The 12345-nt window shown below is 60.0% G+C and carries 12 protein-coding genes; 3 read left to right on the forward strand and 9 right to left on the reverse strand.

Annotated elements, in window-relative coordinates; all coding sequences use genetic code 11:
- Positions 1 to 8 precede the first annotated feature (8 nt).
- The 3 genes from ASD78_RS09570 to ASD78_RS09580 all read right to left on the reverse strand — a co-directional run bounded on the left by ASD78_RS09570 (position 9) and on the right by ASD78_RS09580 (position 2665).
- Positions 9 to 1169, reverse strand: a complete 1161-nt coding sequence (locus tag ASD78_RS09570) for a LamG domain-containing protein (RefSeq protein WP_056100656.1) — start codon at positions 1167 to 1169, stop codon at positions 9 to 11.
- Positions 1170 to 1331: 162 nt separating this feature from the next.
- Entirely contained in the window at positions 1332 to 1976 is a 645-nt protein-coding gene (locus tag ASD78_RS09575; protein ID WP_056100660.1) for a glutathione S-transferase family protein, read from the reverse strand.
- A gap of 161 nt (positions 1977 to 2137) precedes the next feature.
- A complete protein-coding gene (locus ASD78_RS09580; protein ID WP_056100663.1) occupies positions 2138 to 2665 on the reverse strand; it encodes a hypothetical protein in 528 nt (175 codons plus the stop codon).
- A gap of 264 nt (positions 2666 to 2929) precedes the next feature.
- Between ASD78_RS09580 and ASD78_RS09585 the strand changes: the two genes are divergently transcribed.
- Complete coding sequence (locus ASD78_RS09585; RefSeq protein ID WP_056100666.1) at positions 2930 to 3949, forward strand: alpha/beta hydrolase; 1020 nt, start codon at positions 2930 to 2932, stop codon at positions 3947 to 3949.
- Positions 3946 to 4371, forward strand: coding sequence for a hypothetical protein (locus ASD78_RS09590; protein ID WP_056100668.1), 426 nt, complete (start codon positions 3946 to 3948; stop codon positions 4369 to 4371). Before ASD78_RS09585 ends, ASD78_RS09590 begins: the two co-directional genes overlap by 4 nt.
- A gap of 243 nt (positions 4372 to 4614) precedes the next feature.
- Here the strand turns inward: ASD78_RS09590 and ASD78_RS09595 are convergent, their stop codons facing one another.
- A complete protein-coding gene (locus ASD78_RS09595) occupies positions 4615 to 4968 on the reverse strand; it encodes a helix-turn-helix transcriptional regulator (protein ID WP_056100671.1) in 354 nt (117 codons plus the stop codon).
- A 201-nt stretch (positions 4969 to 5169) separates the two neighbouring features.
- Here ASD78_RS09595 and ASD78_RS20020 point away from each other — a divergent pair, with 201 nt between their 5' ends.
- Positions 5170 to 7011, forward strand: a complete 1842-nt coding sequence (locus ASD78_RS20020) for a Z1 domain-containing protein (RefSeq protein WP_082575523.1) — start codon at positions 5170 to 5172, stop codon at positions 7009 to 7011.
- A 433-nt stretch (positions 7012 to 7444) separates the two neighbouring features.
- Here the strand turns inward: ASD78_RS20020 and ASD78_RS20710 are convergent, their stop codons facing one another.
- The 5 genes from ASD78_RS20710 to ASD78_RS09615 form a co-directional block, all read right to left on the reverse strand.
- Entirely contained in the window at positions 7445 to 8641 is a 1197-nt protein-coding gene (locus ASD78_RS20710; RefSeq protein ID WP_156087685.1) for a site-specific DNA-methyltransferase, read from the reverse strand.
- Positions 8642 to 8870: 229 nt separating this feature from the next.
- Positions 8871 to 10550: an XVIPCD domain-containing protein gene (locus tag ASD78_RS09600; RefSeq protein WP_156087686.1), complete on the reverse strand. Its 1680-nt coding sequence runs from the start codon at positions 10548 to 10550 to the stop codon at positions 8871 to 8873.
- 29 nt (positions 10551 to 10579) lie between these two features.
- A complete protein-coding gene (locus tag ASD78_RS09605) occupies positions 10580 to 11011 on the reverse strand; it encodes a hypothetical protein (protein ID WP_056100677.1) in 432 nt (143 codons plus the stop codon).
- 62 nt (positions 11012 to 11073) lie between these two features.
- Entirely contained in the window at positions 11074 to 11424 is a 351-nt protein-coding gene (locus ASD78_RS09610; protein ID WP_156087687.1) for a hypothetical protein, read from the reverse strand.
- 264 nt (positions 11425 to 11688) lie between these two features.
- Complete coding sequence (locus ASD78_RS09615; protein ID WP_056100683.1) at positions 11689 to 12315, reverse strand: hypothetical protein; 627 nt, start codon at positions 12313 to 12315, stop codon at positions 11689 to 11691.
- Between the last annotated feature and the right edge of the window lie 30 nt (positions 12316 to 12345).

Here is a 12345-nt window from a genome sequence, read left to right on the forward strand (position 1 = left end):
TGAAGGAGTCATCGGATTTCCTCGTGGCCGCCGGCCTGCACGCTGTCGGACCACAAACGGAAGTAGCCGCAGAAGTCGGTGTAGGGGCCGCGGTCGGCGTACTCGGGGTCGTAGATCGGCGAGCCGGAGTTGTCCAGATTGGTCGCGGCCGTCTGCCCAGGCTTGTGGCTCCAGGTGCCGAAAGCGTCGCGGCGGTACCAGTGGTAGTCCTCCCCGGGCGCGACCACCAAGGCCACGGTGGTCTTGTAGCCGGGGTCGTACGGGTCGGTGATGGGTTCCAGGCCGTCGCGGACGGCGGCGGCGTGGACCACGGCGCAGCTCATGCCCACGGCGGTCTGCCCCGACGCGCGCCCGGGTTGGGCGAAGGTGTTGGTGCGCTTGTTGTTGGCGTAGTTGTAGCAGTTGTTGCTGATGATGGCGGCGCCGCCGTTCCAGCTGTTGGGCTCGTACAGCGGATAACCCGGCGCCATCACCGTGGCGATGTCGTCGATGGACAGCGCGCGGTTGTAGAGGTTGAGCTCGTCCACGCGGCCGTTGAACAGGCTGGTGCCGTCGTAGCTGCTGCCGATCAACAGCGGCGCGTCGGTGTTGCTGTAGATGTCCTGTTGCAGCGTCCAGGTGCCGGCTTCATTGCCGTCGATATAGAACTGCACCGTGCCCGTGCTGCGCGCCACCGCCACGGCGACGTGGTGCCAGCGGTCGGGCGTGAGCGCCATTTCGGCCAGGGACGAATACGGAATCTTGGTGGGCGCGCCGGTCAGACGCAGCGTCAGCCGCCGAGCGCTAGAGACGGCGAACACGTAGCCGCCCCCGTTGCCGCGGTTGTCCAGCAGGGTCTTGTTGCTGTTGGTGGCGGCGATGCGCACGTAGGCGCCGAAGCTGAAATCGCCCGTGTCGAAACTCAGCGCCGGCGAGTACGGCACCGAGTAGTACTTGCCCCCGGCCAGGCTGGCGCCGCGGTTGGCCCAGCCCCAGGACGTGGTGTTCGCGCCCACGGCGGTGGCGTTATGGCCGTGGTTGGTGACATCGGTGGCCACCGTGCTGATGGTCTGGAAGTTCCACCCGGCCACCGACCAACCGGTGACGACAGGCGTGGGTTGCGAATGGCTGGAAGCGATGGGCAGCAGCGCGCCCACGATGAGTGCGCAAAGCACGGCCTTACCGTTCATGCGATGTCCTTATCCCCTGAGTCCGTGAGGCCGGCCGCATGCGGCGCCTGGCCCGGTCCGGCCGCTGTGCCGGCCGTTGCCGCATCTTGTGGCCGGGCGAAACGGAAATGCAAGGCGGGGGCGCAGTGGCGGCGGGCGACGACCCGCACGACCGACGACGGCCTAGCCAGCTTCGACCCGCGCGCAGTACGCCGCGTAGGTCCGCTGCCACGCGGGCCGGGCCAGGCAGCGGTCCCGGTACGCCGCCACGCCCGGGTACGGCGCGATCAAGGTCGGGGCTTTGATGCCCGCAGACAGCACGTGCGCCATCAGGATGTCGGCGACGCTGAAGCCGTCGGTCGCGACGTAATCGCGGTCGGCGAACCAACGCTCCAGGTGGCCCATCCGCAGATGCACCCAGTCCACCAGGAACTGGCGCGGCTTGGGGTCGCTGCCATCGGCCGTCCAGTCGTGCACCATCAGGGCCAGCAGCGGCATCTCGATCGAGTTCATCGCCGCGAAGCACCAGCGCAGCACCTGCGCCTCGCCGGCCGGGTCGACGGGGATCAGGCGGCCGGACTTCTTCGCCAGATACACCACGATGGCGGCGGATTCGGACAGCACCACACCGTCGTCGTCGATCGAGGGGATCTGCTCGAACGGGCTGAGCCGGCGATAGGCCTCGGTGTTCAGGTCGTGCGCGGGGTGGTCCATGCCGACCACCTCGAACGGCAGCTGCATCTCTTCGAGCGCCCACAGCACGCGCAGGTCGCGGGTGTGGCCGCGTGCGCCGGCGTTGACCTTCGAGAACCCGTAGAGCTTGAGCATGGTGGCGCCCCTTCGTTGAAGCTGAGTTGCTGCGGAGCGTAACGGCATTCCCGTGATGAAGCATCGTGCGCCCCTCGTCTGGGCCGCCTGGCCCGGCGTCATCGCAGGCGACGGCTGCGCCAGCCGATGAACGCACGCAGTGAAACCTTCTGCGCTACGCACTAAAGCGAGGCATAGAGCTTAGCGGCCTCCCTTTGAACCTCCGCCTTAAGTTCGTTGGCCTTATCTTGATGCGCCCTGAGCTCCTGTGAACTGGGCAAGATCATGCTTTTCATCATGGTGTTTCTGAAGTCCGTGATCGTGGCGATCGTGCCCTTCAGACTTGAGAAGCTGTCTTGCGCATTGAGCAGGCTAAAACGAGCCGCCGCGATATGCGCCTGGTCTGCGCTCTCCAGTAGCAAGGCGTCTGGCTCCCTTATTTTTGCGTGCGTTTCCGGCGCGATCTGGATCGGCACCCCATCCGCGTCCTCGACGATCCACTCCAGTCGCGAGATGAAATGCGAGTGCGTACTGAAGAATTTCTCCGTCAGGTCTACCGCCTCTTCGACCGTCTTGATCTTGCGGGCCCGCATCTCCTTCTCTCTGTCGTTCCTGTAGTTCATGCGCAGCGCAACGACCGAGAACAGACCGCCGATGACGGCGCCCAGGCCGATCTTCGCTACCGAATCGATCACTTCCACCCAGGTCATAGCGCGCCCTTATAGCGGTTGAATTTTCGCCCCCGATCGCGGATGGTCGAGGGTCCAAACGAGCTCAGACCCGCCCCCTCTCCGCGGTCGTCACCCCTCCATGGTCTTAGGGCCCCACCCTGGGCGGCCATGAGGAACGCGCCGACACGTCTGCGCGCCTTAGCGCCGTTGCGGCCTCCCGGCGCCGGTCGGCGGCCGCCCCCATATCGACGGGCGGCGCGGAAAGGCGTATCACTCCCGACCAGGGGGCCATGGAGGCGATCGGTGGACAGCCAATGGATCAAGCCGAAGGCGGACGCGACCGCACCCACCGTCGTGTTTGTGCACGGCATCATGTCGGACGGCGCCAGCGGCTGGAAAAACAAGAAGACCGGCGCCTATTGGCCGCAGCTGGCCGCCGATGAACTGAGCGACGCCGGCGTCTACGTCTTCAGTTACCACAGCCAGTTCTTCGGCGGCCGCTTCCGCGTGACCGACGCCTCGGACGCGCTGTGGGACGAACTCAAGCGCCACAACATCCTGCAATCACGCATTGTCGTGTTCGTGTGCCACAGCATGGGCGGCATCGTTACGCGGCGCCTGCTGGTGCAACGGCAAGGCGAGATCGCCGAGCAAGGCACCGTCATCGGTTTGTTCCTGGTGGCCTCGCCCTCGGCCGGCTCGCGCTGGGCGAACTTCTTCTATCCCGTCATCAATCTGCTCAGGCACGCGCAGGCGCAGATCCTCAAGGCCGGCGAGGACAACCAGTGGCTGACGACGCTGGGCACCGACTTCCGCAACCTGATCGCCCAGCCCAAACCGATGATCCGCGGCAAGGAACTGATCGAAGAACGCATCGCCTATGTGTGGTTCCTGCCGTGGATACGGCCGGTGGTCAGCCGGGACGAGGCCGACCGCTACTTCCCCCACTCCAGGGTGATCCCACGTTCCAACCACTCGTCCATCGCCAAGCCCGCTAACGCCCAGGCCGAACAGCACCTGCTGCTGACGGAGTTCGCGAACGAGCTGGTGCGCATCAGCTTCAGCACCACCTTGGAGCTGCCGGCCGGCATGACGTTTCGGCAAGCCGTCGAAACCTTCGCCGGCCTGGAGGGATGTACCACGCAGTATCCCGGGCTTAGCCAGGCCCAACTCAAGACGGCGATCCCGCAGGACGCCGAGGTCGGCGGCCCCGACATCGCGGCCGTGGTCGAACGCATGGTCGCCGTCTACTTCGGCAGCGCCGCGCCGACGTTCCGCGTGACCGTTCAGGACTGTGTCATCACCGTAGAGGGAGCGCCATGAAGCGTCACTGCCAATGCCCCAGCCCGCCGGGCGGCTCGGTCACCTGCGACGCGCATCAGGTCGCGTACTGCAAAGTGGTGGCCGGCATCGTTTCCTCGGGTTGCCTGACGCCGCCGGAGGAGGAGGCGTACGCCGTGCGCGACCCCGAGCGAAACCTGTTAGCGCTGTTGCGGTGGACCTTGGATGAGATCGACTTCTCCATGACCGGAAGCGACTTCGCGGACGAATCACTACTGGACGTCCTCATCGGCCCGGGCACGTACACGCAATGGTTGGATCAAATCCGCGCGGGCACCCCACTGCAACTCGAAGGCTGGGTGCGAGTGAACGGCGAGTTCCAGCCATCGAAACTGGCGATCCGGGTACCCGAGCAGTACGGCGACCCGCGCCAGGTGGAACAGTACGGGTACGCCCCTGCATGACGCGTCGCTGTGTGCTGGACCATGCGTCGCCTGAATGAACCTGACCCCTTTTCGCGGGCGCTGACCGCTAGGTCGTAAGGGCACCAGCGCCCTCCGTGAAGCCCCCCGCGCCCTCGCCAGCGCCCGGACGCGACTCCGTCAGTCCAGCGCTGGCTTCGCCATGGGTGCCTCAGGCTATCGCTGGCGTCCACCCGCCCTCGCCCTGCTCTCCCCGGGCCCGTGAGCCCGAGGCAGCCGGAGCGCTCAGCGCTTGGTGGGCTTCTTCGGCTCGGTGAACACCTGTTTCTTCAAGTCCGCCAACACCTTGCGCTGGTCGGCCTGGTTGAGCAGCCAGAACGTCACGATGGCCTCGGCCATGACCTCTGTCTCGGCGTAGAAGTACGCCAACGGCAGCCCCATTGACCCGGCGATACGTAAGGCCGTCGCCAAATCGGCGTCGTGGACGGCCTTTTCGTAGCGGTTGATGCGAACGGCGGCCGTTTCGGCCGGCAAACCAATAGCCATGCCCAGCTCCTTCTGAGTGAGCCCGGCATCTTCCCTGGCGGCTTTTAGCCGCTGCGCAAAGATGGAGCGGGCATCTACGTCGGTCTGGGCCATGCGCAAAGGATGGCTGCAAACCTCAGGAGCGTAAATTACGTTAAACGTAATATTCTGTCCAGCGCTATTCTGGAGTGGCACGTCCCGGCATATAACAATTGATTGGCTTCTAAGGAAGAAGCCACAACCAACTAGCACCGAGGCAACGTCGGTATTACTCTCGGTAGAAGTGTCGCCTCACATCAGGAAGAAGGGGGAAGCATGCAAGCTGTATTCGACATCAACAATTTCCACAAAAAAAGTGAACCAAGCGGTCAGTACGAGCGACAGCTCCAACGACTTACATCGGTGAAGAAGGATGTCGTATCGATTGAGGCTGCTGTCCGGGGAACAATCCGCAACCTACAAGATAATCGACGATCATTTGTCATCTACGGAGAGCCGCAAAGCGGTAAGACGGAAATGATGATCTGCTTAACGGCAAAGCTTCTTGATGAAGGCCATCAGATCATTGTCCATCTCCTAAACGATAGTGTCGACCTGCTCGGACAGAACCTCGGCCGCTTCAAAACCTCTGGCTTAGCGCCCGCCGCGAGAAACTTCAGCGAAGTTCTTGATCCCGCCTTCAAGATTCGCGGACAAACACACGTAATCTTCTGCAAGAAAAATGGATCAGACCTAAAGAAGCTGATAGAAAAACTCGATCACGCCGAGAATGTGGTAGTGGTCGATGACGAAGCCGACTACGCCTCACCTAATGGAAAGGTAAACAGCGGCGGCAAGACCAAGATCAATGAGCTAATAACTCATATACTCGGGGCAACAGGCGTTTATATCGGCGTGACTGCGACGCCTGCACGCCTGGACCTAAACAACACTTTTGATAACGACAATAACGCTTGGATCGACTTTCCCCCGCACCGGAATTACACGGGGCAGGATATTTTCTTCCCTCTTGAGGGCGCGACCAAGTACCAGAGAACATTGCTATCAGACTCTGGCGCTGACCCAAAGTACGCAAGACAGGCTCTTTTCGGCTTTTTAGTAAATGCTGCGCAACTTAATCTTCATGTGAATGACCATGAAGAATGCTACTCACTCTTGGTGCACACAAGCGGCAAGAAGATTGATCACAGAAGTGATTGGCACGTCATGCATCAAGCACTGGGCGTGTTGGTGGACAGAAGCGGCCCGCAATTCATTGCCTATACCCGCGCGATCTGGGATTTGTGCAAAGAGCGCTACCCAGAGGTAAACCCCAACACCTTAACTAGCTACATTCTTGACAATATTTCCAGGCACGCGATCGTGGTGCTGAATAGCGAAAGAGACTGGAAGGACAATTCAGGCGCGGCGACTTCACCGCAATCACTCTTCACAATCATTATCGGCGGAAACATCGTCTCCCGAGGAGTAACGCTAAATAACCTTCTTTCGATGTTCTTCACGAGGGATGTAAAGCACAAAATTCAACAAGACACGTACATACAGCGCGCACGAATGTTTGGCAGCCGTAGTGACTACTTAAGATTCTTTGAGCTGACAATGCCGCAATCATTATATCTTGATTGGCACCGGTGTTTCGTCTTCCATAGATTGGCGCTAATGGCAATCAAGGAAGGCCTAGGCTCTCTTGTCTGGCTTGGTGACAATCGCATCGCACCAGCAGCTAATGGCAGTATCGATAGATCAACCGTCGATCTCGACCGCGGCGAAATATCATTTGGATTGTTCGAGTTAGATGATGAGGTCAAGGCCGTCTTAAGAGACAGTTCCAATCCCTCAAGTAAGCTCGAGCAGCTAAGTGAGCTGCTTGGCGATACCGCACTCCCTTTGTACTTAAGAAGATATATCGAACGGACTTCGGCCGGAATTCACGGTGCATTATTTGTTCATGACCCCATGGACGTTAGTGCACAAGCAGATGATGCTGAAACCATCACGCGCCGTCGCGGCTTTATCGGTCAAAGCCAGGTTTCAAAAGCCCCGCGGGGGACGGTGCATCACGTCTTCGTGCTACACAACAAGAATGGGCGCGCACGAATTGTCTATAAATTCGTGGGGAACATTCAGTTCATTCGGAACACCGCACATGATTCGTGAATACAAACTTTATCACGGAGCGGTGCTCGCTGATCTAGTCGACCGGGCAGAGATTCCAATTACGATAGAGGAACAAACAGAGTCTGGGAGACTCCTCAACTACATAATTAACGGCTCGATGGGACTTCAGATAAAATTCTCGACAAACCGCCTTAATCCATGGTCGTTTACTTTTCAACCCTCACATACGCGGGAGCTCGTCAACCTGAAGTCCAGATTCGGAGCAGCGTTTCTGGTACTAGTGTGCGGCACAGATGGCATGCTAGCTGTTGAGGCTAGCGAGGTTATTCCTTCGCTGCAGTTATCTGACCCCCGCCAGGGCTATCTCAGAGTTGATCGAAGGAAAAGAAGGCAGTATCGACTGACTGGCTCTTCTGGGGAGTTTAAGAAACGCTACCCCACTACTACAGAACCCATTGTGGAAGCCATAAACTCAAGCCACATCAAAAACCTGGATGATTTCACTTCGCATTCTGCGCTTGAGAGCATCACTACTTGAGTTAATTGGAAGATAGCGCTTATTCTCAGGAATTGCACGAACCTCTCGTTTACGCAAGCGGAATCCATGCTGCATTGCAACCCAGCCAAATATTGAAGAACTTTGAACTTCGACGCCACGAACTACAGAATCAGCAAGCACGAGAACCAGGCATCCATCCGACTTTAATACTCGCTTCATTTCGGCCAGCATCCCCCAAGAATCAGAAGCGTACTTATGAACTATCCGCCTATGCCGAATGGGTAGCACAGCAACATTCGGCAGGTGATCTTCAATTCTTTCAGCAATGTCAGACTTAACTTTTCTCTTAATCCAACCCGTATTTTCTGTTCCAACGGCGGCCGCCCGAATGGAACGAAGATGCGGAATGGTGTAGCCCATCCACACTAAAGCGAGCTTATGCCCTCTTAAGTAGTCAATGGCATTTAAATATGGAGGTGATGTAAATATTGCATCCACCTCCCCATCCGCGACAGAGTTGAGCGCCCTGCAATCACCTTGCGAGACACTAGCGGCTCGATCCGGTCTATCACTCGCTAACAATTCGGCGAGCCTGGCTGCCGATCGGAGAAATCCGGCCTCCACGTCGTAGTCGTTTATCTCTCGCTTTCGATGCGGGCGACTATGAGAAACATCCCAAGCCAATGAGGCGCCGACGTGTTTCGTTACGATGGTGCGACTCAAAGCAAGCAACAAAGCGTCGAAGCAGTTTTGATCCACATACCCTTTCTGATCCGCTAGCACTAATGAGAGTCGTGCCAGCGCTGTTCTTTGTGGTTCGCTAAACCAGTATTCAATAAATTGCTTAGTTTCAGGACAGGCTCGCACTACGGGCAGCGCCGTGTATCTGGCACGAATCCGACGCGCCTCCTGAACTACTATAGCGGCGCAAGTATTTAGCTCGCTGACGTCTGCAGCCGACGTCCATACCCGGCTCATTAGAACCGCAAGTGGGTCTACATCGAAGCCACGCGCCCTACATCCTTGAGCAATCGCCTGACGCAGAACCACGCCCGACCCGCACATCGGATCGAGCACTAAAGCATTGTTTGGCAGCTCATCTAGCCATGTAGATATGGCATCCGGTGCCATGCGCGCAGGAAATGGGTGGATTGATCGCATGGCGGCCATTTGTCGTCCTTAACGAGAGCTCCGCAGGCGCGAAGCTCATGAGTGCTGGTTAGATCGTAAATCGGATTCCGCTTTTCCACATCAATCGCGCACCCATTTGTTAGTTACTTTGCCTTTCGCCGCTAGAGCGGCGATGGCAGCGCGGGCGTTGTAGTAGCTGTCGGCTTCGAAGTTCCTATGCAGGTTGGCACGTGTGTCGCTGTGGCCGCAACCGTCGGAACAGCTGGGATCAGCCCATGCTCCGGCGCTGGACTTCCAGCTGTAGCGCGGGCTGCAAGGCCTGCTCTGCCGCCATCTGCCTGTCCAACTCTTGCAGGCGCTGCATCGAGTCTTGCATCGGTGTCTGCACCGCCACGTCGGTTCGCATCTGCGCGTGGAGGTGGGCGGGATTGTCGAGGCGCCCTTGAACGACGTAGACGTTCTCGCCTGGGCGGCTCTCACGCCCCTGCCCGCTCAAGACGACATGGTCGATCCCCGTCAGGCCGTTTTGTCGCGCCAGGCATGCGAGGCTGGCGCTCATGCATTCGCTGGCCGGGTCCCAGGTGCGGCCCAGACTGGCGTCGAGGCGTCGCACCGCGGCGCGCGCTTGGGTGAGCAAGGGGTGCTCGGCGGCGGTTTCGCGGTCCGCCAAGCGAACACCCGCCGGCGAGCCCTGATCTATCGGCTCGGCTTCCGTACGACGCCCCTGAGGCACGGGGCGCAAGGGCGCGGCGCGCGGGTCGGCATGCATCAGCGGCGCTGTCGTGCCGTTGCGGTCGATATAGAGGTCGACGCTGCCGTCGCGATTGCGGACCCGGCTCAGGTCGTCCCGGTCTATGGGCGACCAACGGTCGTTCATCCTGGCGTGGCCGGCGCCGTCCCGCGTCCAGACGAGGAAGTCGTCACCGGACGAGTACAGGCCGGCGGTCGGGGCGCCCTGTCCTTCCTGGCGCGGCCGGCCGTAGACATGGCCGGTGCCGCGCTCCAGCGCTTCGATGAAGCCTGGGGCTTGAGCGTGCTGCAGAAACAAGGTCTTTACGGTTGCGTACTCGGCCGCGAGATTCGGGCGCGCCCGATCGGCGTTCAGGTGCGTCGGGTCCGCCAGCGGATCGGCCAGAACGCTTTGCCAGGCCTGATGCATGGGATTGGTCGGTTCCATTTTGCGCAGGGCGGTGAACACGTGCGCACCGCTGACGGCATGGTCCCGACCCGATTCGATGTAATCGTCGTTGCCGCTCTGGGCTCTCAATCCGTCAATCGCGCGACTGACATCGGCAACACTGCCAAGCTGGCCATTGCTCATGTTCTGCACCAGGCGCGTGGTCCATCGGTTCTCGCTCTGGTTTTGCAGTTTGATCATCATCGCGGCCAAGTCGGCGCGCTCGTCCAGGTTCGATTGCCGATAAAGCGGTGTTTGCCTGACGCTGCGCACGATGCCGCCCATCAAGTGATCCACTTGGGCGATATCTCGCTCGTGGACGAACCGAACCCCATCGTCTGATTGCAGGAACTGGTCCAGGCGTTGCTTGACGACCGCATCCATAGGCCGGCCATGCTCGGCCGTAATGGCACGGCCGTCGCGCGAGAGGTCTCGAACCGTCTGTGCGTACTGGGCATCGTTCAGACGCCAATCGGGATGTTGTCTGATGGCCCAGGCTTGGTAGGCATCCGTCAAAGCACGCGCTGCGTCGGGTCGCTGCCCCAGATCGACTTGCAATGTGCCGATCGTGAAACCGCTGTTTCCCACCGGCACCATAACGCCGTTGCGTACGGTGCCGGCGAAGGACAAGCGGTTGGAAACATCCCGGCCCGCATCGCTTCCCTCGGAGCAGACGCCCACCGCGAAGTAGGCCAGCGCTCGCATCTGTGCATCGCTCAGATCCACCCGAACCGCAGCGGGAGCGTTCATTCGATCGGCAGGTACGTTCACTGGGAGCGTCTTTTCTCTTTTGGATTTTCTTATTCGTCGCCTTCGACGCAGTCGCTTTCATCGACCGGAACGGCCTTATCCGGGCCGCTGCGATGCAACGTGATGTAGGGGACCGAACTGCGATACCAGACCAACGTCTCGCCCACGGGCTGAAGGTAGGCTTCTTCTTGGCCGTAGTTCGGGCACGTGTGGGCAGGATCGTCCTGAGACTGCGAACAAAACCACAGGAAGGCCCTGCCGTTACGGACTTCGCCTTTCAATAGGCCGTCCTCGCCTCTGACACGCGTCCCGTCGTCCCAGGTACCGCTGATCTCACTTCCCTTCTGGTGCAGTTGGAGATTGGCGACATGGCCGAAGCGGCATTCCTGCCGATATCCCCATTGCCCGTCGAAACTGGAGCCTGCGGTTGCGCAGGAGGCGCAAGCTAGCGACAGCAGCGCAACGGCGAGTTTCCTTTTCATCGATGTCGCTCCTTGGAAATTGGGAAGCCTAGGTGTTGCGCAAGCGACGTTGCCTGTACCGCTTATGTGTTCCTGACCTCGACCCATTCGCCATTTTCGTAACGCCATAGCGAATCCAACTGGCCGCAGTTCGAGTACAGATTGAACTCACCGATAGGAACGCCGTCGGCGAAGCTGCCTTCCCACTCGACGCAATTGCGCGGTTCCTTGTCGCCAAAGAAGGTGCCGTAGGTGCGCCCCGTATAGGGCTTTCCGTCCTTCGATCGGGCGCTGCTGGGCAGCACGTCTTGCCGCTTGATCTCCAGCTTGAGTTCGCCCGCGTGCACGGTGCTGGTGTCGGCGGCATTCGTACAACCACTCACGGCAAGCATCGATACGATGCTGCTGACGATGGCGAAACGGTATCCGTTCATCGAATTCATCCTTGGCGCGCAGCGGCCGATCGCGCATATGCGTTTCGTCAAACCTAGAATCGCGCCATGCAAAAAACAAGGGCGACCCAGAGGCCGCCCATGGTTTGGCACATCAACGGTGACTGATCAGACGCCGAGAGGGTTCGGCTTCTCCACATCAATCTTGTACTGCTTAATCGCCCGAACCACATCCTTGCCCGTCATCTTGCCTTCCGCCGCCAGCGCCGCGCCCCGGTATGGGCAACGCAGCAGTCGACCTTGACGTTACTTTTGAGCGACAGGCGCTGTCGTCCACTCCAAGGTTTTCAGCGTCTTCTCGATCTGCTCCAAGGCTGCGCGATCCCCTTGCGGATAGGAGCCACCCACCGCCAGAAAGAAGTCGCCGTCGGGGACGACCCACATCACGGCTGACACCGCTAGCGCATCGCCGCTGGTGGTAGGTACGGTGTAGTCCATTGCGATGCGGCGGCTGCGGCGGCCCGCCACCACCACGTCCGTCGCCGGCGAGAGTTGCGCATCGGGGTACGCCTGCTTGATGCCCGAGGCCAGCTTGATCACGCCTTCTGCCGTCGGCTCGGGCATGCCCGCGAAGGAGTTGAGCATGATGTTGAGGGAAGGGTTAATGCCTTCGTGCTGCCCCGCGTACTGAGCGATCACCACGGCGGGCTCGGTGTGCGCGATGACCTGCTGCTTGTATGCCTCGCTACCGAAATCCAAGCGCTCGAGGCGTTCGGCCTTTTGCTCGGCCGTTGCGAAGTGCCAACTGTCCGGCTTGGTCAGGCGCAGGCCTAGCTCGACATTCTCGTAGAGGTTGCCGGATGGGTCGGCTGCGATGCCGGTGCTTATCGAGCAGAGCAGCAACAGCGTTGCTGCGATGAACTTCCTGACCATCCGCTTTCCTTAGCTTGCTCTGACTGCACT

Origin of the sequence: Lysobacter sp. Root667 (genome assembly GCF_001427715.1) — a bacterium.
Lineage (GTDB): Bacteria > Pseudomonadota > Gammaproteobacteria > Xanthomonadales > Xanthomonadaceae > Lysobacter.

What these genes read in the sequence shown, in the direction of transcription:
- ASD78_RS09570 (WP_056100656.1), bottom strand. Translation starts at nt 1,169, where the DNA reads ATGAACGGTAAGGCCGTGCTTTGCGCACTCATCGTGGGCGCGCTGCTG.
- ASD78_RS09575 (WP_056100660.1), bottom strand. Translation starts at nt 1,976, where the DNA reads ATGCTCAAGCTCTACGGGTTCTCGAAGGTCAACGCCGGCGCACGCGGC.
- ASD78_RS09580 (WP_056100663.1), bottom strand. Translation starts at nt 2,665, where the DNA reads ATGACCTGGGTGGAAGTGATCGATTCGGTAGCGAAGATCGGCCTGGGC.
- ASD78_RS09590 (WP_056100668.1), top strand. Translation starts at nt 3,946, where the DNA reads ATGAAGCGTCACTGCCAATGCCCCAGCCCGCCGGGCGGCTCGGTCACC.
- ASD78_RS09595 (WP_056100671.1), bottom strand. Translation starts at nt 4,968, where the DNA reads ATGGCCCAGACCGACGTAGATGCCCGCTCCATCTTTGCGCAGCGGCTA.
- ASD78_RS20020 (WP_082575523.1), top strand. Translation starts at nt 5,170, where the DNA reads ATGCAAGCTGTATTCGACATCAACAATTTCCACAAAAAAAGTGAACCA.
- ASD78_RS20710 (WP_156087685.1), bottom strand. Translation starts at nt 8,641, where the DNA reads ATGGCCGCCATGCGATCAATCCACCCATTTCCTGCGCGCATGGCACCG.
- ASD78_RS09605 (WP_056100677.1), bottom strand. Translation starts at nt 11,011, where the DNA reads ATGAAAAGGAAACTCGCCGTTGCGCTGCTGTCGCTAGCTTGCGCCTCC.
- ASD78_RS09610 (WP_156087687.1), bottom strand. Translation starts at nt 11,424, where the DNA reads ATGAACGGATACCGTTTCGCCATCGTCAGCAGCATCGTATCGATGCTT.
- ASD78_RS09615 (WP_056100683.1), bottom strand. Translation starts at nt 12,315, where the DNA reads ATGGTCAGGAAGTTCATCGCAGCAACGCTGTTGCTGCTCTGCTCGATA.